The following is a 21,276-nucleotide window of genomic DNA, read 5'->3' on the forward strand; positions in this document are numbered from 1 at the left end:
ATAACCAATATCTCAGGTGTCACACCATGCGACCGTGGAAAAAATTGAAAGTTTATCATATTACTATGTATTTCATTTATTTCTGCTTATAACACTAACTTTGCAAAGAATCGTACTCGCGTGATTCTTTTCATAGGTAGCATGAACACTCGTTTCGAACTCATTAGCCCAAACCACTCGGAATCCCGTCTGTTCAAATCCGAGGTAAAGACCTCCACATCCAGCAAAGAATGATACTACATTCATCGTGATTATATCTTTTATATTCTATCTGCTATAAATAACTATTGACGATTCTTGCAATGGTTATAACCATTCATCCTCTATTCAATATTGTCCGCCTTGCTCATCAACCGTTTCGCCTCCCGTAACTCCTTTTGCAAAAGGCGCACACGCTCGGCCAATTGCTCTTGGCTTGGGAGGGCATCTTTAATTCTGATGTTGTTGTATGTTGCAACACCCATCGGAGTGCTGAGGCCTTTGAACGACCATTGAACGTCAATCTTATCCATGTCGGAGCAAACAAGTAAGCCTATTGTCGGGTTATCGTCATCTGTCTTCAACAATTCATCTACGGCATTCACGTAATAGTTCAACTTGCCAACAAACTCTGGCTCAAACGGCTTGGCCTTCAGTTCACATACAATGTAGCAGCGCAGACGTATGTGATAAAACAACAAATCTATCTTGCGTGAACGACCTCCAACAACAAGTTCCTTCTGCCTACCAAGGAAGGCAAACCCCGTTCCCAACTCCAGCAAAAGGTCAGTCACATTCTTTGTAAGCGCCTCCTCCAGTTCAGCCTCGTTATAAATCTCATGCTCAACCGTGGCAAAGCCGAAATCATAGTTTTCTTTCAGAACTTCCTGAACGAGCTTGCTTTGCAATGCCGGCAGATGGTCGGTAAAGTTGTTGACTATCTTGCCTTGATGCTCATAGAGGTTTGCCTTGATGCAGTTAGCAAGAGAATTACGACTTAATCCTTGCTCAATGGTTTTACCGACATAGAATAATGCTTCATCTATGGATTTGCATTTCGTTATGATATCAACATGATGCCCCCAAGGTACCAACGCAAATAGCAATGGAAATTCTCCATCAACCTGTTGGAGTTTCTCAGAACTAAATTCAGCACCAGCTTGGTGCAGTTTTGTTATATATTGATTTTCAACCTTTTGTAATTCTCCAACAGCTCGTTGGAGTTTTCCTTCTGAATCATCATCGGTATAGAACAGATACCACTTTTTCATGTACCATAGATTGGATGTAGAGAATCCATCCGCATCAGGAAACTCTCGCTTCAAATCTAAGCTTACTTGTTCTACAACTCCTGCTCCCCAGCGTTCTTCGGCTTTCTTCTGTACCAAGTCACGGCCAAGTTGCCAGTTGAACAGAAGTTTCTCCGCATTCACCTTGATAGCAGCTTTTACCTGTGCAGAACGATAGCGACTCTTAATGTCCGCTATCCAATCCGCATAGTCATTGTCAATGTGAATGTCGTGCGACTTCACGATATATGGTTCTGCCTGTGGCTGTATATCTTTATCTTGCATCTTCTGTCATTATCATTTGGCTTGTTTTCCTTGATTGAATTCATTCTGTCTTACCAACTCATGCACAGGCACTTCAAGCGCATTTGCTATTGCTATGAGGGCTTCAAGGCTGGGTAGGGTGGTATTGGTAACCTACTTGGAAATAGTGGCATTCTCCTTACTGAGTTTGTCGGACAGCCACTTGTTGCTCAAGTCACATTCTGCGAGAAAGACTCTTATTCAATTTAACTTTGCTATGATAGATTTTCTCTTGTTTGAGGGCAAAATTACTAAAAAATATCGAAATAAATGCTGATATACTCAAATAACAAGAATAAACAAAAAATGATAAATTAAACAATGAATTGGTGCATACATTGCAAACTGTGTGCATTAACGTTATAAATGATATGTGGCATTTTACTAATTATAAGCGAGATTGGTAAGCCTGTATCTCGAACCCAAAGCCTGATTTTCGCACATTGAGGGGACAATGTTGTCATCGCCAACCTTGTTCAGACTCAGTTGAGACTTTCCCCGAATCGTTCTCGAACCTTCCGGCTTGCTTCGACGTACCTTGAATCTATCTTCCTTCTACCTTGCCGCTATTTTGTATTTACCAAAAGGCAAAAAAGTTCACTTTTTCTACAATTATGGATTTTATTTACTGCTTCATCTTTGTCAATTTGTTTTTTTGCCAATATAGAAACGATTAGTATCTACTTTATTCAATTTCAATTGAATAAGGCGATTGATAATCTGCTCATATATACCAGTCGGGATATTTTGACTTTGCATAAATAACTACTTTATAGACGTTATCTTCCTATTATTTGTTAGTTGTCGACAATTTCCCAATGACCAGTCTTTCTGCTGCCCACAAATTTAATGAGATTCATTTCTCTCAATACATCTAAATCACGCCTAATAGTTTTTTCTGAAACTTGAAACAATGTTGTTAGATTAGGGACATTTATCTGGTCATTTATTTGGACATTACCCGTGCTACGTTTAATTACTTTGTAAATATTTCGTTGTCTATCAGTAAGTTTTGAAATATTTACTTGGGCATTTACCGTATCATCTATCTTGGACGGTACTTGGACGGTACTTGAACGGTCAAACTCTTTTTCGGATGTCCACTCTGCCATCAATGTTGCTTTCAAGATGAATGCATCAACATGAAACGATGGGATAGTACAACCTTTAGTTTCCAACTCGCTACAGATACGGTCAATACCCTCGCCAAACTCCTTGACATACTTCCTTCTACCTTGCCGCTATTTTGTATTCACCAAAAGGCAAAAAAGTCCTCACTTTTTCTACAATTATGGATTTTGAATTATTGTCAACTGTGAATTATGAATTGTAATTCTTCGTCGAACCTTCCCCCTTGCTACCTTCTTGCTACCCCCTTGCTACCCCCTTGCTACCCCCTTACTACCCCCTTACTACCTTCTTGCTATCCCCTTACTACCCCCTTACTACCTTCTTGCTATCCCCTTACTATCCCCTTACTACCTTCTTGCTATCCCCTTACTATCCCCTTACTATCGGCTTACTTCAATTCTTATTTTCTACTTTCACAGAACTTCCACAACATATAGCCAACATATAGCTAACATATAGCCAACATATAGCTAACATATACTCTACATATAGCTTGCATATACCCTGCATACAGCTTACATATACCTTGCATATACCCTGCATATACCTTGCCGCTATTTTGTATTTACCCAAAGACAAAAAAGTTCACTTTTTCTACAATTATGAATTGTCAATTTTGAATTTTGAATTGTAATATTTGTGTGCCTTATCGTTCCAAATCCATACATCGTAAGTCAGATTGCCGTATCCGTTAGCCGTACCTCTGCACACCTGAAGGTCGGGGATGCCGTCGAAGTTCCAGTCTTCCTCTTCGATTGTGCCAATGTTTTCTTTAGACCAAGACATCGTGTCGAGTGGTTGCGCCTGACTGTAAAAAATCTGGGTCTTGTTTTTACTGTCGGTAAGGTATATCACTATCGTGTCCTAACGAACATTGCCATCTTCTGTTGTTGTCCGCACTTCTGTTCTGAATGTATAGTCGGAGCGTTTGGGAATGTAACCGCATGATGCTGTGATATAGTTATACACAATCACGGTTAAGGCTAAAAGCAAGAAACTTCTTTTCTTCATTTAAACGTTATTTTAAGGTTTTGCTTCCAAGTTTAGAAAAAGCGGTTGTAAAGTTACGAAAAATCCGTTTCGACTGTATCTTTTTTAGATAAGAAATGTCTGAATACCCATCGGAAAGACAAGGTTTTCGACCCTTTTCTTGCATATTTCAAGAAAAATTGCGAATATTGCAGTTTATTCGGCGACTGATGGCTTGATTTATCGCTTTTTTTTGAGGCTAAAATATTAAGCATCAGTCCGATAAGTATGTATAATAATTTTAATATCTCTGTAAAACGGGTAGAAAATGGATAGTTTAATAAACCAACTGAAATTGCAGATAATTGACGTGTTGAATCTTGGCGAGATGAGTGTAGAAGAATTTGATACCGACGCACCTTTGTTTGGCGAAGGCCTTGGACTCGATTCTATCGATGCGCTCGAACTCATCGTTCTTCTTGAGAAGGAGTATGGCATTAAGCTGGCAAGTCCTGCCGAGGGCAAGGAAATCTTCAAGAGCGTGAGAACAATTGCCGAGTACGTCAGCAAAAATCGCAAAAAATAACACCGCTTTCAGGGGATGAATATTTCTGTAACTGGTTTTGGAATTGTATGCGCCATCGGAAACGATGCCCATGCCGTGTGCCGCTCGCTGATGGACGGTAAGTCGGGCGTTGCCCCTCTGCACTATCTTCGGTCGGCTCACAAAGAACTGCCGGTTGGCGAGGTTAAACTTTCCGACAGCCAGATGAAAGAAATGCTCGGCATTGACCAAGACAAGGTCGTGAGCCGAACAACGCTTATGGGAGCAGTGGCTGTGCGTCAGGCTGTGGCAGATGCCAACGTCTGTTTCGCCGGAAAGCGGGTAAGGCTCGTTACGGGTACAACCGTTGGAGGCATGGACGCAACTGAACGCTACTATGCCAGCATGAAGGAGAGCGACGAGTATCTCTATCTGGCAGCAAAGCACGACTGCGGAAGCTGTACCGACGACATCATCGGCTACGCTCATCTTGACGGGGCCGAGGGATATACCGTCTCAACCGCTTGCTCATCGTCGGTAAACGCCATAATCGTTGGTGCTGAGATGCTTCGCAACAACGAGGCTGATATCGTCATCGCCGGCGGAACGGAGGCTCTTTCGGCTTTCCACCTAAACGGATTCAAGTCGCTGATGATTCTTGACGAGAAGCAATGCCGTCCGTTCGACGAAACGCGCGCCGGACTCAACCTTGGCGAGGGTGCGGCATTCATCGTGATGCAGAGAGATGCGCCCGATGCCGTGGCTTACATTGCCGGATACGGAAACAGATGCGACGCCTTTCATCAGACAGCCTCGTCGGAAAACGGCGAAGGCGCGTTCTTGGCGGTTTCTGATGCCCTTTCTATGGCATCGCTCAAACCGTCGGACATCGACTACATAAACGCCCACGGAACGGGCACACCTAACAACGACAACAGCGAGAGCACGGCTCTTAAACGCATATTTGGCGACAAGATGCCGCCAATATCAAGCACCAAGTCGTTCACCGGACACACAACGTCAGCCTCGGGCGCGATAGAAACGGTTATCTGCCTTCTGTCTATGACTCACGGATTCATTCCGGCAAACCTCGGCTGGAAGAATCAGATGCCGGGCGGAATCATTCCGTCGGCAGGCGAGAGCGGCGTAACGCTCAACAAGGTGCTGTGCAACTCGTTCGGCTTTGGCGGAAACGACTCGTCGCTCATCTTGAGCAGCAGTCCTGTCGATGTAGAGCCGAATTCTGTAAAGCCAGAGGCTGAAATAATTGCCGAAGACGCGGTTACCGATGCCGCCGAACTTGCCGATTTGCGCCAGTTCGTGTCGCCAATGGAATCGCGCCGCATGGGCAGACTGATGAAGGCTGCCACGCTCACGTCGCTCCGTGCCTTGCAGAAGGGCGGAGTGGAGTGTCCCGATGCCATCATCACAGCCACCGCCTACGGAATGTTGGAGGACAGCGAGATGTTTCTCGAAGACATGGTTAATAACGGCGAGGAACTTCTAAAGCCGACGCTCTTCATGCAGAGCACGCACAACACCATGGGCGCAGCAATAGCCATTCGCATAAAGTGTCACGGATACAACATAACATATTCGCACGGAAGCCGCTCGTACGAGATGGCAATGCAGGATGCCAAGCGACTCATCGCCTTGGGCAAGGCTCGCACGGTGCTCGTAGGAATGCACGATGAGTCTACGCCTACGTTCAACGGCTTCTGCCGCCGGTTGGGACAGCCTGAACTGGTTGACCTTTACTCGCGAAGCGTTCTGCTGCGTGCAAAAGACTAAGGATGCTAAATTCGTTGATTGTCAAAGCAATAGTGCAATGCGTGCTGCTCGTCAGCGGTCAGGTGTTCCTGAAGATAGCCTTGCAGCGCATGGAGCCCTTCGGCTGGAATATGACGTTCTTCAGGTCGGTGCTCCTGAACTGGCAGTTTGCCCTCTGCGGAGCGTGCTATGCTGCCGGAAGTCTGCTGTGGCTTCACATCGTAAAGCACTATCCGTTCAGCATGGCGTATCCGATGATTTCGCTCAGCTACGTTCTGGGCATGGTGGTAGCCATTATCTTCTTTCACGAAACTGTCGACTGGGTTAAGTGGATGGGCGTGGCGTTCATTGTGCTTGGATGTTTTTTAATAGCAAAGTAAGATTTGATAATGAGAAAGATATTGTATTTTCTGCTGATTGCCTTTCTGCCTGCCGCCGCGATGGCGCAGACCAAGAACGAGCAGCAGATAATTCAGACGATAAACAAGGCGAGTGCCGGACTAAAGTCGATAGAGTGCGACTTTGTGCAGACAAAGCACCTTAAAATGCTCAACGACAAGATGGTGGCAAACGGAAAGATGTACTACAAACAGCCCGACAAACTGCATTGGGAGTACACATCGCCATACAAGTACACCTTCATCTTGAACGACAACAAGGTGGTTCTGAAGAAGAACGGTCGCAACGATGTCATCGACATAAACCAGAACAAGATGTTCAGGGAGATCGCCCGACTGATAATGAACACCGTTATGGGCAAGAGCCTCGGCGACGGCAAGACGTTCAAGGCATCGGTAAAGGAAACGCCTTCGGAATGGACGGTTACGCTCGTTCCGCAGAAGAAGGAGATGAAGCAGATGTGGACGACGATAATCCTTACTTTCAGCCGCAGCCAGCAGATGATTAGCAAGGTGCGCATGTGCGAGAAGAACGGCGACTACACGCTCATCGAGATGAAGAACGTGAAACAGAACAAACCTGTATCAGACGCGCATTTCAATGTGCGGTAAGGGCTTATGAGGCATCTGGTAAAAAGACTGTCGGTTCTTTTGGCCGCTTTCTGCATCTCCGTCGGACTGATGGCACAGAACGCGCGGCATTTTCCGCAGGCAGACGGCGAGCGGGCGCGATACAACGTCCAAATCGACTTCAGAAAAGTCTATATCAGCGGAATATGTATGATGCTTAACGATGGCGGAGCGGTTAACTGCTGCGTTTTCAACGAGTTTGGCGTGCCGGCGATATCGTACACCTACAACATCGCCACCGGCAAGGTGAAAATCGTCAGCATCATCGGGAAGATGAACCGCTGGTACATAAAAAAGATGATAAGGCGCGATTTGGCGCAACTTATGTCCGTCTTGCAGAAAGACGGCGACGGAGAATATACAAACAGCCGCGTTGGCGTGAAGTATAGCTTTACAATTTTAAACGACACGGATAATGGAACTTCTGAATAACTTCTTTACGATAAAAAGCGTTGAGACGGCTGGCGAAAGCGCAAACTACACCGTTTCGCTTAATGCCGGACACGCAATTTACAAGGCTCACTTTCCCGAAATGCCAGTTACGCCGGGAGTGTGCATAATACAGATGGCAGTAGAATTGCTGTCGCATCAATTAGAAAAGAAACTGAACATACAGACAATAAAGAACGTCAAGTTCCTCAGCGTTATATCGCCTGACGAGACTCCAGAGGTGAGTTATTCAATTCAGGGCGTGAAAGAGGCTGACGGCATGGTTGAGGCAAAGGTTACGGTTGCCTCGGGTGAGAAAACATTTGCAAAAATATCGCTTATATGCAAGACGGCGTGAACAGTTCGCAACTGAAGGAACAACGGCAGACTCTGCGCGACAGAGGCATCTGCGTGGTTATTCCGACGTACAACAACGGCTCTACGGTAGAGGGTATCGTGGAGCGCGCCTTGTTGCAATGTGCCGATGTCATTGTGGTTGATGACGGCTGTACCGACAATACCGCCAATGCCCTTCAGCAACTTTCAGACATATACGAGAGTCTTCATGTCGTTACGCTTAGAAGAAACAAAGGCAAGGGCGCGGCTTTGAAAGCCGGTTTCAGAAAGGCAAAGGAACTGGGATTTGCCTACGCCATTACGCTCGATTCCGACGGACAGCATTTTCCCGAGGATATTCCGCTGATGCTGAAGGCGAATCAGCAGAATCCCGGCGCGCTTATTGTTGGCGAACGCCAGAATCTGGAGAAGATGGAACGCAGCGGCGGCAGTAAGTTTGCCAACAAGTTCAGCAACTTCTGGTTCTGGGTTCAGACAGGATATAACCTGAAGGACACGCAGACGGGATACCGCCTCTATCCGCTGAAGAAACTGCACGGACTGTGGCTCCTAACATCGCGCTACGAGGCAGAACTCGAACTGATGGTCTTTGCCGCTTGGCACGGCGTAAGGCTTGTGAGCACGCCTGTAAATGTGTTCTATCCGCCGCGTGAGGAGAGGGTATCGCACTTCCGTCCAGGAATTGATTTTACGCGCATCTTCATACTGAACACGATTCTGTGCGGACTTGCCGTGGTTTACGGACTTCCGTTGCGCGTTATGCGGTTTGTTCTGATGATTTTGCGGACGGTCTACTCGCTGCTTTTCTTCTCGTTCTTCAGTCTTGCTGTCGTAACTCCATTCACGATGCTTTATCTGAAAATCGGCAAGGAGACCGATGAGAAGAAACTACGTCTGCACAAACTTCTTAACTTCATGCTTAGGTTCATCGTCTTCTACCACAAGATTCCGGGCGTGAAGATTTCTATCGGCAACAACAGCGGCGAGACGTTCGAGAAGCCGGCGGTTGTGATTTGCAACCATCAGTCGCACCTCGACCTCATGATGCTGCTTGCCGTAACTCCGAAGATGATTGTGCTTACAAAGGACTGGGTATGGAACAATCCGTTCTATGGCTACATAATCCACAAGGCCGAGTTCTATCCTGTTTCGGCAGGGCTCGACAATATAATGGGTAATCTCAAATCGTTGGTAGACAGAGGCTACAGCATCGCCGTCTATCCCGAAGGCACTCGCTCGCCCGACTGTCGTATAGGCCGCTTTCATCAGGGAGCGTTCTACTTGGCTAAGTCGCTCGGCGTAGACGTTGTTCCGCTGGTGCTCTACGGCGCAGGAAAGGTTCTTCCGAAGAAGGGACGCCATCTGAACAAGGGCATCATAAGGCTTGAGATTGACAAACGCCGCTCGATTGACGAACTGAACGGCATGGGAACGCTGAAGGAAACGGCTTCGGCTTTCAGAAAATATTACAAAGACAGATACACCGAAATGTGTAACAAGATAGAGCAAAATGTTTGATAGGAAAAGAGTTGTAATTATTGGCAGCGGACTTGGCGGACTCTCGTGCGGCACGATTTTGCAGAAGAACGGCTTCGACGTGACTGTGGTTGAACAGGGCACTCAGCCGGGCGGATGCCTCCAATGCTTTGAGCGCAAGGGAGCAAAGTTCGAGACGGGCATGCACTTCATCGGCTCGGCTCTGCCGGGGCAGACAATGCACTCTTTGATGAACTATCTTGGATTGCTCGATGATGTAAAACTTTCGCAACTCGATGAAAATGGCTACGACATCGTGTCGCTCGCCGGGCAGAATTTCAGTTTTGCCAACGGCAGAGAGCCTTTTATCGAGACAATGGCATCGTACTTCCCTAAGGAGAAGGATAACATCAGAAAATATTACGATATTGTAAAACTGATTGCCAGTTCGTCGGCGCTGCACTCGCTCACGTCGAGCCATCGCGACGATGCCATTCATGCTGAATATCAACTTAAAAGCATAAACAACGAACTCGACCAAATCTTTGGCGACGAGATGCTGAAGAATGTCATCGTCGGAGCGTTGCCGCTATATTCGGCTCAACTCGACAAAACGCCGTTTGCACAACACGCGCATATTGCTGATTTCTACAATCAGAGCGCGTTCCGCATTGTTGGCGGAAGCGACCATATAGCCCGCTCGCTCGTGGCAAACATCGGGCGCATGGGCGGACAGGTGATTACGCGTTGCAAAGTTCACCGCATCGTCTGCGATGAGCGTCAGGCTGTTGGAGTGGATACTGACAAGGGCTTCATCAATGCCGATATCGTTGTTAGCACTATTCACCCTATGCGTACGCTCGAGCTTCTTGCCGGCACAAACATACTTCGTCCGGCATTCTGCAAGCGCATAAACAGCATGCCGCAGACAAACGGCGGATTCTCGGTATATCTCAAGTTCAAGAAGAACACCGTTCCGTACATGAACTCGAATTTCTACGCATATCGTGGCAACACTCCGTGGAACTGCGAGCAATATACCGACGAGCAATGGCCAAAGGGCTTCCTCTACATGCACATGTGCCACAAGGAAAATCCTGTTTGGGCTGAGAGCGGAATCATAATCTCGTACATGAACTACGACGAGGTTGCCAAGTGGCATGGCACGAAAATAGGTCGCCGCGGCGATGATTACGAGCGTTTCAAGAAAGAGCGTGCCGAGAGGCTGATAAACGATATTGAACGCCATTTTCCTGGCTTTAAGGACTCGGTTGATAGTTTCTACACATCAACGCCGCTGACGTATGTCGATTATACAGGCACCGAACAGGGCTCGATGTACGGCATAGCCAAGGACATTTCGTTGGGCGTTGCCGGCAGGGTGCCTTACAGGACCAGAATCCCTAACTTGCTTCTGGCAGGACAGAACGTAAATTCTCACGGAATGTTGGGCGTTCTTGTCGGAACGATTATCGCATGTTCCGAACTCATTCCGGCTCAGACTATTTACGGTCAGATTCAGCAATCAAAATGCAGGTAGAGATGGGCAAGAAGGTAGTCATAATAGGCGCAGGACTGGGAGGATTGTTTACCGGAGCAATCCTTGCCAAGGAGGGACTTGAAGTAACCGTCGTCGAGAAGAACCAGACTGTCGGCGGCGGCTTGCAGAGTTTCGTGCGCTTTGGCGAGGTGTTCGACACCGGAATGCACGTCATTGCCGGAATGGGGAACGACGGAAGCATCAGGAAAATTTGCCGCTATCTGGGCATTGCCGACAGCATCAGAATAAAGAATGTTGACCGCAACTGCATTGACCGACTCTATTTTTCGGAAGACAAGAAATATTACGATATAGCCTGCGGACGCGAGGAATATGTCGATACGCTGTCGCGATATTTTCCGCATCAGCGCGACAATCTGAAACGGTATGTCGATGCCATGTTCCGCATAACCGACGAACTCGATTTGTTCAGACTCAGGCGAAGGACGCTGCAAATGAAAATGCACTCCGAGGAGTTCATGCTTTCGGCATCCGAGTTCATTGCCAAGTACATCAGCGACGAGAAACTGCGAAGCGTGGTGGCTTACATGAATCCGATGTATTCGGGCAGGTACGACAGCACTCCGGCATTCGTACACGCCATAATATCGGTGCTCTACATAAAAGGTCCGAGCAGGTTCGAGGGGGGCTCGCATCATTTTGCCGATGCTCTCGCCAAGGTCATTACCGATAATGGCGGAACAATCGTCACTTCCGACGGCGTAAAGACGATTCTCACCGCCGGTGGAATGGTTTCGAAGATTCGTACGCAGAAGGGACTCGAACTTGAGGCAGACTATTACATCTCCGACATTCATCCGTGCGCGCTGATAAAATTGCTCGACGATGAGAAGGCTCTTCCGAAGGCATACCGAACGCGTCTCGAAAGCATCCCGAACTCGTATTCGGCTTTCACGCTCAACATAAAGCTTAAGCCCGGCACGTTCCGCTACTTCAACCACACGGCTTACTACATGAGCAAGTATGCCGAAATATGGAACTTCGGCAACGACGACAACGGCTGGCCTCGCGGATTCCTCTTCATGACTCCTCCAAACCAGAATCAGGGCGAGTTTGCAACGAAGGTAATCATCACCGCCCCGATGCCGTGGCATTATGTAAGCCGATGGGAGAACACTAAGGTTGGCAATCGCGGCGCGGATTACGAAGCTTGGAAAGAGGAGTGCAAGGAAAAACTCATCTGCCAGATTGAGGAAATTTTTCCCGATTTCAGAAATTATATCGACAAGATAAATACCGCCTCGCCGCTCACCATTCGCGACTATTTCGGCGCAAAGGAAGGCGGAATGTGCGGATTCTCAAAGGATTGCCGAAATATAGTGCTTTCGCAGGTCCCGGTTGTGACTAAGATAAAGAACCTTCTGCTCACGGGGCAGAACTGCAACTTGCACGGCTTCTGCGGAGTTCCGCTTACGGCGATAACTACGAGCGAGGTTATCCTCGGACTGAATCACGTTATTGACAAGATAAATATGATGGATTTTGACGACATACGCCCTTATTCTGAGGACGAGATTCCGGCGGCGATGCAGCGTATTGCGCAGAGCGAATCGTTCGGAATGCTCGCCGGCTTCGTCTTTCCCGACAGAGATGTCGAGGAGGTGCGTGCCGAGGTTGCCGGCTACAAAACCGTACGCGACTTTCAGCTTGGCGTTATGTATTGGGCAAACAAGCAGATTCTGAAGCGCAGCACAACCGATTTCTCGTTCGGAGGAATAGAAAATATAAGCAAGGACAAGAATTATCTCTATATCTCCAACCATCGCGACATAATGCTCGACGCGTCGCTCCTTCAGAATGTGCTGACGGACAATGGCTTGGATACTTGCGAGATAACCTTCGGCGCAAATCTGATGCAAGGACAACTGGTCATCGACATAGGCAAATCGAACAAGATGTTCCGCGTTGAAAGACCGAGCACAAACATCAAGGAGTTTTACAAGTCGTCGGCGCATCTGTCCGACTATATCCGCACGGTTCTCACGGCAAAGAAGCAGTCTGTATGGATTGCGCAGCGCAACGGTCGTACAAAGGACGGCATAGACCGCACCGACCAAGGCATCATCAAGATGTTTGGCATGAGCGGCCGAGGAACGAATCCTGCCGAGTCGCTCGCCGAACTGAACATCGCGCCGATTGCCATCTCGTACGAGTGGGAGACGTGCGACTATCTGAAGGCTCTCGAACTCTATCTCCGCCAGAAAGGTCCTTACACCAAGAAGCCGGGCGAGGATTTGAACAGCATCATCACGGGCATCGTACAGCCAAAGGGACGCGTGCACATAGAGTTCTGCAAGCCCCTCACGGCCGACGAACTTAATGCCGTGGCATCATCGTGCGCCCCGAAGGAGTTCAACAAGCGCGTGGCTGAGCTGATAGACAGTCGTATTTGTGCGGCTTATCATCTTTCAGAAAACAACTTTATTGCCCACGATATGCTTAATTCTGCCGACGAATATGCCGATAAGTACGACGCGGCTCAGAAAGAGGCCTTCGTGCGCCATCTCGAAGGCTTGTCGCAGTATGCCGATGGCAACGACATTGCCGAGATGCGCCGCATCTTCCTCGGCATCTATGCAAACCCGGTTGACAGCAAGAATTTGTATCGAAAATGATTTTACGGATATACGATTATTTCAGCAAGCACAAGCCGATGCTCTTTGCATCGCTGGCACTCATTACGATAGTGCTTGTAGCCTCTGTCGTCCGCCTTTCGTACAAGGAAGATATAAGCGATTTTCTTCCCGTTGGAACGTCGGACAGAGAGTCGCTTGCCGTGTATCAGAACATATCTGGCGCAAACCGCCTGTTCGTCGTCTTCCGCAATACGGCGGATGCCGACAGCACAATCAGTCAGATTGACTACTTTGAGGAGCGCGTAAGAGAGCGCGACACTCTTGGCTGGTGCTCTGACCTGACAACGAAATTCGACCTCGACAAACTGTCCGAAACATCTGAATTTGTCTACGGCAACATTCCGTATTTTCTTACGGATGCCGATTACAGCCGCATGGACAGCCTTCTGGCACAGCCCGATTTTGTGCGCCAGAGGATGGCTGCCGACCGCGAGATGCTCTTGTTCCCGACGGGCGATTTGCTGTCTGAAAACATGTCAAAAGACCCCCTTGGACTTTTCGCGCCGGTGGTTTCGAGTCTTCACGGTGCATCGGGCAACATGAAGTTCGAGATGCACGATGGCTACATCTTTACGCCCGACATGAGCCGTGCCATTGTTATGCTCACATCGCCTTTCGGCAACAGCGAGACCGATATGAACGCGCGTCTTACCGAACTTCTGAAGCAGTCGGTAGATGACACCCGGAAGGCTTTCCCCGAGACCGATGCAACCGTTGTTGGCGGTCCCGAGATTGCCGTCGGAAACGCTTCGCAGATAAAAAACGACAGCCTCATTGCCGTGGCTCTTACTTCGGTGCTGATAATGTGGCTGTTGCTCTATTCGTTACGTTCGGTTCGCAACATCGTGCTCATTCTGCTTTCCGTTGGATGGGGCTGGCTTTTCGCCCTTGGCGCGATTGCCTTGCTAAACGATAGCGCATCGATTATTGTTATTGGTATTTCGAGCGTAATTCTCGGAATAGCAGTCAATTATCCGCTGCATCTCATTGTTCATTCTGGGCACGAAAGGAACGTTCGCAGCGCGATGAAAGAGATTTTCGTTCCGCTTGTGATTGGCAATATCACCACCGTCGGAGCGTTCATGGCGCTCGTGCCGTTACAGTCTACCGCCTTGCGCGACCTCGGACTTTTTGCATCATTCCTTCTTGTCGGAACAATCCTTTTTGTGGTGGTGTATCTACCTCACTTCGTGAAAATTAAGGCTGCTGGTAGCGAGACGAAGATGCTCGACCTCCTTGCCCGATTCTGCCCCGAAGAATACAGAGGCATCGTCCGCCTTGTGGTTATTCTTACGCTCGTATTCGGATGGTTCAGTTTTGGTGCTGAGTTCGATTCGAACATGGCGAACATCAACTATATGACCGACGAGCAACGCTCGGAAATGGCTTATTTCCAGCAGATTCTGTCGGGCGATTCAGCTACGAACGTGCAGACGGTCTATGTCGTTTCGTCCGATTCGACCTTCGACGGCGCGCTTGCCGAGAGTCAGAAGAAGCAATCGGCAATCGACAGCCTCGTCTCAGCCGGAACGGTTGCGAGCCATGCCGGAGTGCGCCAGTTCATCGCCTCGGAAAGCGAGCAAAATCGCCGTATAGAACGCTGGAAACGTTTTGTTGGCGAGCATCGCGATGTCTTCGGGCGCGTTCTTTCCGAAGAATCGGCAAAAGCCGGATTCAGCGCAGATGCCTTCAGCGAATTTCAGATGCTTGTTGCCGACACAGCCTCGCTTTCAGCCAAGCCTTTCGAATATTTTGCGCCGCTCACTCAGCAGGTTTTCAGCGGTAATCTGAGTTTCGACAAAGAAACATCGAAGTGTTCCGTTGTCGATATTCTGAAAGTTGATGAAAGTAGGGTGGGCGAGGTCGAGGCTCTCTTCTCGCATAGTTTCGACGTGCAGAGCATGAACAGCGCGATTTCCGACAGCCTTTCCGACAATTTCAACTACATCGGCTGGGCTTGTTCGCTCATCGTATTCTTCTTTCTCTGGTTCTCGTTCGGACGGATAGAACTCGCCATTCTGTCGTTTTTGCCAATGGCGGTCAGTTGGGTTTGGATTCTCGGCATAATGGCCATTTTCGGCATCAAATTCAACATCGTAAACATAATTCTCGCCACATTCATCTTCGGACAAGGCGATGACTACACCATATTCATGACCGAAGGCTGCCAGAGCGAATACGCCTACCGAAAGCCGATTCTGGCATCGTACAAGAGCAGCATTATTCAGTCGGCTCTGATAATGTTTGTGGGCATCGGAACGCTTGTTGTGGCAAAGCATCCGGCACTTTTCTCGCTCGCCATCGTCACCATCATCGGAATGTTCTGTGTGGTTTTCATGGCATATCTTCTGCCGCCATTGCTGTTCGGCATAGTAACCGCGCCAAAGCGTCCTGTTTCGCTTGCCAGCGCGTGCAGCACGCTTCTACTTGGCATTCTTCTTGTTGTCGAAATACCGCTTATTGCCATGCTTCGCCCGATGCGAATGTCGCTCAGAAACAGCGGAATATCGTTGCTTCATCGATTCAATATCAGACTTCTCTTTGGGATGAAAATCAAGCGGATAAAAGCCGCGAATGATGCGTTCAGAAAGTCCTCTGTCGTGGTCTTCAACCATCGTTCAATGCTCGATGCCATGCTCATCGTTGCGCTAAATCGCAACATAATTTTGAAGTCGAAGATGCCTGAATCAATCTGGCAAAAAATCTTCCTTTGGCTGTGCGGATGCTCGTGCGACAACGTTGATGTCTTGCTCGGTGCTGGTTGCTCGGTCGCTCTGCTAACAGACGAAGCCTCGGCTTGCGAGGTTGCAAAGACCCTGAAGGCTGATATTCTGCCAGTTGTGATTCACGGCTCGGACAAGATAATATCAGACGAGAGCCTCGTAATCAACAGCGGAACTGTCACGATTTCGGTCGAGAAGAAGGTCTCGTATTCAGATACTTCGGTTCCCGAAAAGATTTCTGCCCGATACGATGAACTTTGCCGAAATATCGAGAAATCAAATTATTTCGTCGGTCTTGTAAAAGATTTGTACATGTATCGCGGCGTTGATATAATGCGTTCGGTAAATAGGAATCTGAAGCGCAACGGAAACTATTCAGTCATCGTAGATGCTCCTGTTTCTGCCGCAAAGGTGGTGATTAACGGCGTTGGATACGGTGAGGCAGCATTGCTTTTCGCCCTCGTTCATCCTGATGTTCAGGTTGTTGCCGTTGAGGCTGATGCCGACAAACGCACGGTTGCGCAGAACTGCATCGGCGAGGTGGCACCGAATGTAGAAGTTGTGGAATCGTGTTTGGCAGATGATTCTGCCTTGGTTATAAATTTGAAAAAATAACGAATAAAATATATGAAAGAAAAGATTGTTAAATTATTGACTGACGCTTTGCCGATAGTCGATTTGGATTCTGATTTTTTGTTCAGCGAGTTAGATTCGCTCGGCGTTACAACCATTTTGATGGTGCTTTCCGAAGAGTTCGGAATTCATCTCGAATCAACCGATGCAACTCCTAAAAATCTCCGAAACATCGACAGTATCGTCAAGATGGTCGAGGAAAAACTGAAGGAAAAATGATTCGTCTGATTGACCTTATTGCGCAGAACGCGGCACAATATCCCGACAAAACTGCTGCCGTCTACAACGGCGAGCACCTTTCTTATGCCGATTTGCTTGGCAAGATTGATGCCGAGTCGGCGGCGATAATGCGGTCCGACGGTTATGCGAAAGGCTCTGGCATTGTGGTTAAGAACACGCAGAACGCCGATTTCATAGTGCGATATTTTGCCATTCACAAAGCCGGATGCGTTGCTGTGCCTGTTGAGAAAGACATTCCCGAGGCGCGTCTTGAACAGATTACGCGGATTGTAGCCGCCGAGAATTTTTCTGACGAGATTGCCGATGTGCTCTTTACCACAGGTACTACAGGCATGTCTAAGGGCGTAATGATTAGCCATCGCACAATCATAGCCAATGCTGAGAATCTGATTGATGCACAGGGCTTTGCACACGATGTTACGTTCGTTGTCAACGGTCCGCTCAATCACATCGGTAGTCTGTCTAAGATTTATCCAACCTTGCTCGTAGGCGGAACTCTCTATATTATCGACGGAATGAAGGATATGAACGTTTTTTTCAAGGCGTTCGACTATCCGTCGGAAAAGATGGCAACGTTTCTCGTTCCTGCAAGCATCCGAATGTTGGTTCAGTTCTCTTCGCGGCAACTTTCAGCCATTGCGCACAAGATTGATTTTGTCGAGACTGGCGCGGCTCCAATCTCTCAGGCAGATATGGAAAAACTCTGCGCTCTTCTGCCAAATTCGCGCCTTTACAACACATACGCGTCTACCGAGACGGGCATCATCGCAACGCACAACTACAACTCGGATGTGTGCGTGGCTGGCTGCCTCGGAAAAGCGATGAAACATTCAAAATTCTTTATTACCGACGAAGGCTCGGTGGCTTGCTCGGGCGACACGCTTATGAGCGGCTATATTGGCGACAGCGAGATGACGGCGCGCGTGATGCGCAACGGCGTCATCTACACAGCAGACTGCGGACGGATTGACGAGTGCGGCAGGCTGCATCTTACCGGTCGTGCCGATGACATCATAAACGTCGGCGGATTCAAGGTTTCGCCTTCCGAGGTTGAGGACGCGGCTATGGCTTTCGACGGTATTGCCGACTGCATTTGCATCGCGGCGCAGCATCCGGTACTCGGTACGGTCACGAAACTTCTATACGTTGCTCCAGACGGTTGCGAAATAGACCTGAAGGCTCTTGCTTCGTTCCTTAAATCGAAACTCGAAGCCTACAAAGTGCCGATGTTCTACTCTCGCGAAGAGAAGATTCAGCGCACTTATAATGGTAAACTCAACAGAAAATATTATCTGTAGATTTTCTGATATGAAAGAACAATCATTCGGCTTTCTTCAAACCAAGAGAGCCGAATGATTTGTTTTATTTCCATCCTCCAATCCACCTGTTCATATCGGTGTCTTTAAATTCGTCGGCTTTGCGGATGTTGGTGTCGGAGGGTTTGTTGAAGAGGAATTTTTCTACAAAGCGTTTAACGGCATCGTTTTCGGAGTCGCACGCCATACAGTGAGGATGTCCGCCTTCAAACACGTAGCCAAAACGGTCGGAGATTCCAAATTTGTCCCAAACTTTGGAGGCGGCTGCTGTGGAAACGTATCCCGAATAGTCGCAGAGCCACGGATAGTCTGAGTTGCCAAGAACCAAGACAGCGCGGGGTGCAATCATCGAAATAATCTGATGGTGGTCGTAGGGCAGAGTGTTGAGTTTTCCGTTGAATTTGTCCTTAAACGAGGGGGCGAACCAAGAGTAGTTGGTGTTTTCCACACGTTCTACATTAACATTGGTTGTGGCTGTGTGATAGTCGCTTGCACGCCACGAGTTGATGCCGCCGCCGCCCGATTCTTGAATAATGGTGAGGGCGATGCGCTCGTCGAATGCTCCGGCAAACATAGCCATTTTGCCTGCGTATGAGCAACCCGTTACGGCAATATGGTTTACATCGGCGTTGATTTGGTCTTTTACTTGGTAGAGCGCGTCGATTAGGCGGCTGATTCCCCAAGTCCATCCCGAATAGTTTCCACTGGTGTTCTTATAGTTAGGAAATAATTTGTAAAATGCTGCGGCACTGTCTCTTACAGCCTGATGACTGCTTTTGATAATTTGGTCGTGCTTAAACGGAACAAGTATGCAGCCTTTTACAAATTCGGGACGAATGCTGCCTGAGGGCATATTCATTCCGATAATTACGGGGAAAGGTCCGTTGCCTTCGGGAATGATTATTTTTGACGAAAACTCCAAACTTCCGACTTTGGTATCCACCTTTATATTAATGGTGGTTTCGGCGGCGTTGTAGGTGGCGGTAACTTTTTTGAACGAGGGGATAGGTCCTATTTCGTAATCCTGCACCATTCGGGCGGTTTCGTTGCGGTGGCGTTCCCAACCTTTGTAGTCGGCGTTGTAGGTGCCGTCTTGATAGATAAACGGGTCGGGGAGAGCCTCATTGTTGTACGATAGTTGTGCCGGTGCGGTGCTGGGCTTTTTTATTGCCTTGCCGGTATTCTCCTTGCCAAATACCAGCGGCAGAGTGCTTTGCGCCGATGCCAACGATGAGAACAGCAACGCGCCAGTCAATAATACTAAGCTTTTTTCCATACTTGTCATTTTTAGATTTTTATGATTATCAAGTGAAAACTATCTGTTTTCTGTTGTCTGAACTTCTGTTAGGTGTGAAGAAATGAACAGACTTGCCACAAAAATACATTTTTTTACCAAAACTCCATTATTTTGTGTTAAAAAAATGTGAAGTCTATCCTTTTGTTAAGCCGAATATGCCGATAGAATTCTGTTCGCTTGTGCTGAAGGGACTCCACCGAACAAAGGTCGAGCGTGGAAATTTAGGCTTAACTATGAAAATCACGAACGAAACCCGAAGGCATCCCGAAGGATTAGCAGCAAACTTCGTATTCCTTTTTCATTTCGGGAAGAAGATGCTTGAGTTGGTTTATCGACGGAGATAATACCCACTACAGACGCTGAAAGCGTCTCCGCTCAGTAACCGTAGGTTGGAACGACCTGCGGTATAAGACGCCATCAACGGCAAGCACTCTGAAGGAGTGCCCCAAACTGCTATTCAGCTGAGCAAAGGTGCTTGTTGTTATTCTTTTACATCTTCGAAGATGTGAAGCGTATTCCAACAGTCATGAATCATAATTCGACTGCTATTAGGAGAATAATGTAACGGAGAAAGAGGACTTATTTCCAAGCCTTTTTGAGCTTGTTCTGGAGTAAACAATCTGTGTGCTAAAATAACTTTCTTTGTTTTGTAATTATAAACTACAAATCCTGATTTATTACTAACATCACTATTATATGTTCCTATCTTAACAGAAATGTAATCTCCACAAAATTCTGAAATTCTAAAACCGTACTCTTCCCCACCTGAATAGTCATAATTTATTGTACGTTCTTTTTTTTCTGCGACTTCAAGAGTTTTTGCATCTAAAATTATCATATAGGGTTTGTGATTTACACTCGCTGATAGCAAAATCTGGTCGTTTTTACAATTAAGATGCACACCAGAAATCCTGCCCAAATTGCAATGTGGCAAATTTGTATCTTCATCGAAATCAGAAAATGCCTTTACAAGTTCACTTGTCTTCACATCTATGGCAAGTAGAATTTCATGTCTGTCCAGTTCTGATTTTACCCAAAGTTTGCCACCACAAACGCCTTCCATAACGAAACCTAAATTAATCTTGACATTAAAATCTGGCTCGTAGTTATGCTGCCACATAATGCTGCCGTCCCAGTCGTAGCGAATAATCGTATTGTCTCGGTTTGAAAATATCATATCGTTGAACACAAATAGTTCTCTACCATGAACATACTCTTTGAATATAGCCATACCTGTTTCTATATCCACAAGATTATAGCATCCATCATAATCATCTCCCCCAAGCATGAAAACATTCAAATAACGAAGATTCGTGTTATAACTTGAAGGAATCGTATTATTTACCACATTAAGAAGTTTACCTTCTTTTGTATACAACATAGAGTCATACCCCCCCGATCCGTCTCTTACCAGAACAAGTTCTTTGTCACCATAACTCCTAACACAAAGAACCTTATTTAGCGCAATCTCCTTATCGCCAATATGAAGGATGGATTTATCACCTCTATCTGTGGTTGCATAGACACCAAATCGGGCATCAAAATTGTAATATTCAACGTTCTTAACAACTTTCGTTTCTTTCCACATAGTCTTT

At 47.4% G+C, this 21,276-nt stretch carries 20 protein-coding genes and 1 pseudogene; 14 read left to right on the top strand and 7 right to left on the bottom strand.

What is annotated here, in order from left to right:
- Window positions 1-72 precede the first annotated feature (72 nt).
- From T538_RS17950 to T538_RS18310, 5 genes are all read right to left on the bottom strand, one after another.
- A complete protein-coding gene (locus T538_RS17950) occupies window positions 73-246 on the bottom strand; it encodes a DNA cytosine methyltransferase (protein WP_081834826.1) in 174 nt (57 codons plus the stop codon).
- 77 nt (window positions 247-323) lie between these two features.
- Window positions 324-1,553, bottom strand: coding sequence for a PDDEXK nuclease domain-containing protein (locus tag T538_RS0102135; RefSeq protein ID WP_031531855.1), 1,230 nt, complete (start codon window positions 1,551-1,553; stop codon window positions 324-326).
- Between the two features lie 815 nt (window positions 1,554-2,368).
- On the bottom strand, window positions 2,369-2,683 hold the full coding sequence (locus T538_RS0102145; protein ID WP_031531856.1) for a DeoR family transcriptional regulator: 315 nt from the start codon (window positions 2,681-2,683) through the stop codon (window positions 2,369-2,371).
- A gap of 619 nt (window positions 2,684-3,302) precedes the next feature.
- Window positions 3,303-3,488 carry an XAC2610-related protein gene (locus T538_RS0102150; protein WP_031540752.1) on the bottom strand — a complete coding sequence of 62 codons (186 nt, stop codon included), beginning with the start codon at window positions 3,486-3,488 and terminating at the stop codon, window positions 3,303-3,305.
- Between the two features lie 78 nt (window positions 3,489-3,566).
- Window positions 3,567-3,713 carry a hypothetical protein gene (locus tag T538_RS18310; RefSeq protein WP_155992953.1) on the bottom strand — a complete coding sequence of 49 codons (147 nt, stop codon included), beginning with the start codon at window positions 3,711-3,713 and terminating at the stop codon, window positions 3,567-3,569.
- Between the two features lie 286 nt (window positions 3,714-3,999).
- Here T538_RS18310 and T538_RS0102155 point away from each other — a divergent pair, with 286 nt between their 5' ends.
- The 13 genes and pseudogenes from T538_RS0102155 to T538_RS0102210 all read left to right on the top strand — a co-directional run bounded on the left by T538_RS0102155 (window position 4,000) and on the right by T538_RS0102210 (window position 18,366).
- Complete coding sequence (locus tag T538_RS0102155) at window positions 4,000-4,257, top strand: phosphopantetheine-binding protein (protein WP_031531858.1); 258 nt, start codon at window positions 4,000-4,002, stop codon at window positions 4,255-4,257.
- A 15-nt stretch (window positions 4,258-4,272) separates the two neighbouring features.
- Window positions 4,273-6,006 (top strand): beta-ketoacyl-[acyl-carrier-protein] synthase family protein, encoded by a 1,734-nt coding sequence (locus T538_RS0102160; protein ID WP_031531859.1) that lies wholly within the window; start codon window positions 4,273-4,275, stop codon window positions 6,004-6,006.
- 2 nt (window positions 6,007-6,008) lie between these two features.
- On the top strand, window positions 6,009-6,365 hold the full coding sequence (locus tag T538_RS0102165; protein WP_031531860.1) for an EamA family transporter: 357 nt from the start codon (window positions 6,009-6,011) through the stop codon (window positions 6,363-6,365).
- Between the two features lie 9 nt (window positions 6,366-6,374).
- Window positions 6,375-6,995: a flexirubin biosynthesis/transport protein LolA2 gene (locus T538_RS0102170; protein ID WP_031531861.1), complete on the top strand. Its 621-nt coding sequence runs from the start codon at window positions 6,375-6,377 to the stop codon at window positions 6,993-6,995.
- 6 nt (window positions 6,996-7,001) lie between these two features.
- Window positions 7,002-7,445 carry a hypothetical protein gene (locus T538_RS0102175; protein ID WP_051663815.1) on the top strand — a complete coding sequence of 148 codons (444 nt, stop codon included), beginning with the start codon at window positions 7,002-7,004 and terminating at the stop codon, window positions 7,443-7,445.
- On the top strand, window positions 7,429-7,800 hold the full coding sequence (locus T538_RS0102180) for a hotdog family protein (protein ID WP_031531864.1): 372 nt from the start codon (window positions 7,429-7,431) through the stop codon (window positions 7,798-7,800). Before T538_RS0102175 ends, T538_RS0102180 begins: the two co-directional genes overlap by 17 nt.
- Window positions 7,785-9,317 carry a glycosyltransferase gene (locus T538_RS0102185; protein WP_031531865.1) on the top strand — a complete coding sequence of 511 codons (1,533 nt, stop codon included), beginning with the start codon at window positions 7,785-7,787 and terminating at the stop codon, window positions 9,315-9,317. Before T538_RS0102180 ends, T538_RS0102185 begins: the two co-directional genes overlap by 16 nt.
- Window positions 9,310-10,815, top strand: a complete 1,506-nt coding sequence (locus T538_RS0102190) for a phytoene desaturase family protein (protein ID WP_031531866.1) — start codon at window positions 9,310-9,312, stop codon at window positions 10,813-10,815. Before T538_RS0102185 ends, T538_RS0102190 begins: the two co-directional genes overlap by 8 nt.
- 2 nt (window positions 10,816-10,817) lie before the next feature.
- Window positions 10,818-11,675: pseudogene (locus tag T538_RS19190) on the top strand (phytoene desaturase family protein); the annotation flags it as partial.
- Between the two features lie 633 nt (window positions 11,676-12,308).
- The gene (locus T538_RS18745) at window positions 12,309-13,451 is read left to right on the top strand and encodes a 1-acyl-sn-glycerol-3-phosphate acyltransferase (protein WP_231497054.1); all 1,143 of its coding nucleotides are present in this window, start codon (window positions 12,309-12,311) and stop codon (window positions 13,449-13,451) included.
- Window positions 13,448-16,810, top strand: a complete 3,363-nt coding sequence (locus T538_RS0102200) for an MMPL family transporter (protein ID WP_031531870.1) — start codon at window positions 13,448-13,450, stop codon at window positions 16,808-16,810. Before T538_RS18745 ends, T538_RS0102200 begins: the two co-directional genes overlap by 4 nt.
- 12 nt (window positions 16,811-16,822) lie before the next feature.
- Window positions 16,823-17,047 (top strand): acyl carrier protein, encoded by a 225-nt coding sequence (locus T538_RS0102205; protein WP_031531872.1) that lies wholly within the window; start codon window positions 16,823-16,825, stop codon window positions 17,045-17,047.
- The gene (locus T538_RS0102210) at window positions 17,044-18,366 is read left to right on the top strand and encodes a class I adenylate-forming enzyme family protein (protein WP_369794958.1); all 1,323 of its coding nucleotides are present in this window, start codon (window positions 17,044-17,046) and stop codon (window positions 18,364-18,366) included. The genes T538_RS0102205 and T538_RS0102210 overlap by 4 nt, the downstream gene beginning before the upstream one ends.
- 64 nt (window positions 18,367-18,430) lie before the next feature.
- On the opposite strand, the gene T538_RS0102215 is transcribed toward T538_RS0102210, so the two are convergent.
- Window positions 18,431-19,660, bottom strand: a complete 1,230-nt coding sequence (locus T538_RS0102215; protein ID WP_155992954.1) for a glucuronyl esterase domain-containing protein — start codon at window positions 19,658-19,660, stop codon at window positions 18,431-18,433.
- 134 nt (window positions 19,661-19,794) lie between these two features.
- Between T538_RS0102215 and T538_RS0102220 the strand changes: the two genes are divergently transcribed.
- The gene (locus T538_RS0102220; protein ID WP_155992956.1) at window positions 19,795-20,025 is read left to right on the top strand and encodes a hypothetical protein; all 231 of its coding nucleotides are present in this window, start codon (window positions 19,795-19,797) and stop codon (window positions 20,023-20,025) included.
- Between the two features lie 137 nt (window positions 20,026-20,162).
- Here T538_RS0102220 and T538_RS0102225 read toward each other — a convergent pair whose 3' ends face one another.
- Window positions 20,163-21,269, bottom strand: coding sequence for a hypothetical protein (locus tag T538_RS0102225; protein ID WP_031540754.1), 1,107 nt, complete (start codon window positions 21,267-21,269; stop codon window positions 20,163-20,165).
- Window positions 21,270-21,276 lie beyond the last annotated feature (7 nt).

This window comes from Bacteroides sp. Ga6A2 (genome assembly GCF_000702225.1).
Lineage (GTDB): Bacteria > Bacteroidota > Bacteroidia > Bacteroidales > Bacteroidaceae > Ga6A1.

What these genes read in the sequence shown, in the direction of transcription:
- T538_RS17950 (WP_081834826.1), bottom strand. Translation starts at nt 246, where the DNA reads ATGAATGTAGTATCATTCTTTGCTGGATGTGGAGGTCTTTACCTCGGA.
- T538_RS0102135 (WP_031531855.1), bottom strand. Translation starts at nt 1,553, where the DNA reads ATGCAAGATAAAGATATACAGCCACAGGCAGAACCATATATCGTGAAG.
- T538_RS0102145 (WP_031531856.1), bottom strand. Translation starts at nt 2,683, where the DNA reads ATGGCAGAGTGGACATCCGAAAAAGAGTTTGACCGTTCAAGTACCGTC.
- T538_RS0102150 (WP_031540752.1), bottom strand. Translation starts at nt 3,488, where the DNA reads ATGTCTTGGTCTAAAGAAAACATTGGCACAATCGAAGAGGAAGACTGG.
- T538_RS18310 (WP_155992953.1), bottom strand. Translation starts at nt 3,713, where the DNA reads ATGAAGAAAAGAAGTTTCTTGCTTTTAGCCTTAACCGTGATTGTGTAT.
- T538_RS0102155 (WP_031531858.1), top strand. Translation starts at nt 4,000, where the DNA reads ATGGATAGTTTAATAAACCAACTGAAATTGCAGATAATTGACGTGTTG.
- T538_RS0102160 (WP_031531859.1), top strand. Translation starts at nt 4,273, where the DNA reads ATGAATATTTCTGTAACTGGTTTTGGAATTGTATGCGCCATCGGAAAC.
- T538_RS0102165 (WP_031531860.1), top strand. Translation starts at nt 6,009, where the DNA reads ATGCTAAATTCGTTGATTGTCAAAGCAATAGTGCAATGCGTGCTGCTC.
- T538_RS0102170 (WP_031531861.1), top strand. Translation starts at nt 6,375, where the DNA reads ATGAGAAAGATATTGTATTTTCTGCTGATTGCCTTTCTGCCTGCCGCC.
- T538_RS0102175 (WP_051663815.1), top strand. Translation starts at nt 7,002, where the DNA reads ATGAGGCATCTGGTAAAAAGACTGTCGGTTCTTTTGGCCGCTTTCTGC.
- T538_RS0102180 (WP_031531864.1), top strand. Translation starts at nt 7,429, where the DNA reads ATGGAACTTCTGAATAACTTCTTTACGATAAAAAGCGTTGAGACGGCT.
- T538_RS0102185 (WP_031531865.1), top strand. Translation starts at nt 7,785, where the DNA reads ATGCAAGACGGCGTGAACAGTTCGCAACTGAAGGAACAACGGCAGACT.
- T538_RS0102190 (WP_031531866.1), top strand. Translation starts at nt 9,310, where the DNA reads ATGTTTGATAGGAAAAGAGTTGTAATTATTGGCAGCGGACTTGGCGGA.
- T538_RS18745 (WP_231497054.1), top strand. Translation starts at nt 12,309, where the DNA reads ATGATGGATTTTGACGACATACGCCCTTATTCTGAGGACGAGATTCCG.
- T538_RS0102200 (WP_031531870.1), top strand. Translation starts at nt 13,448, where the DNA reads ATGATTTTACGGATATACGATTATTTCAGCAAGCACAAGCCGATGCTC.
- T538_RS0102205 (WP_031531872.1), top strand. Translation starts at nt 16,823, where the DNA reads ATGAAAGAAAAGATTGTTAAATTATTGACTGACGCTTTGCCGATAGTC.
- T538_RS0102210 (WP_369794958.1), top strand. Translation starts at nt 17,044, where the DNA reads ATGATTCGTCTGATTGACCTTATTGCGCAGAACGCGGCACAATATCCC.
- T538_RS0102215 (WP_155992954.1), bottom strand. Translation starts at nt 19,660, where the DNA reads ATGGAAAAAAGCTTAGTATTATTGACTGGCGCGTTGCTGTTCTCATCG.
- T538_RS0102225 (WP_031540754.1), bottom strand. Translation starts at nt 21,269, where the DNA reads ATGTGGAAAGAAACGAAAGTTGTTAAGAACGTTGAATATTACAATTTT.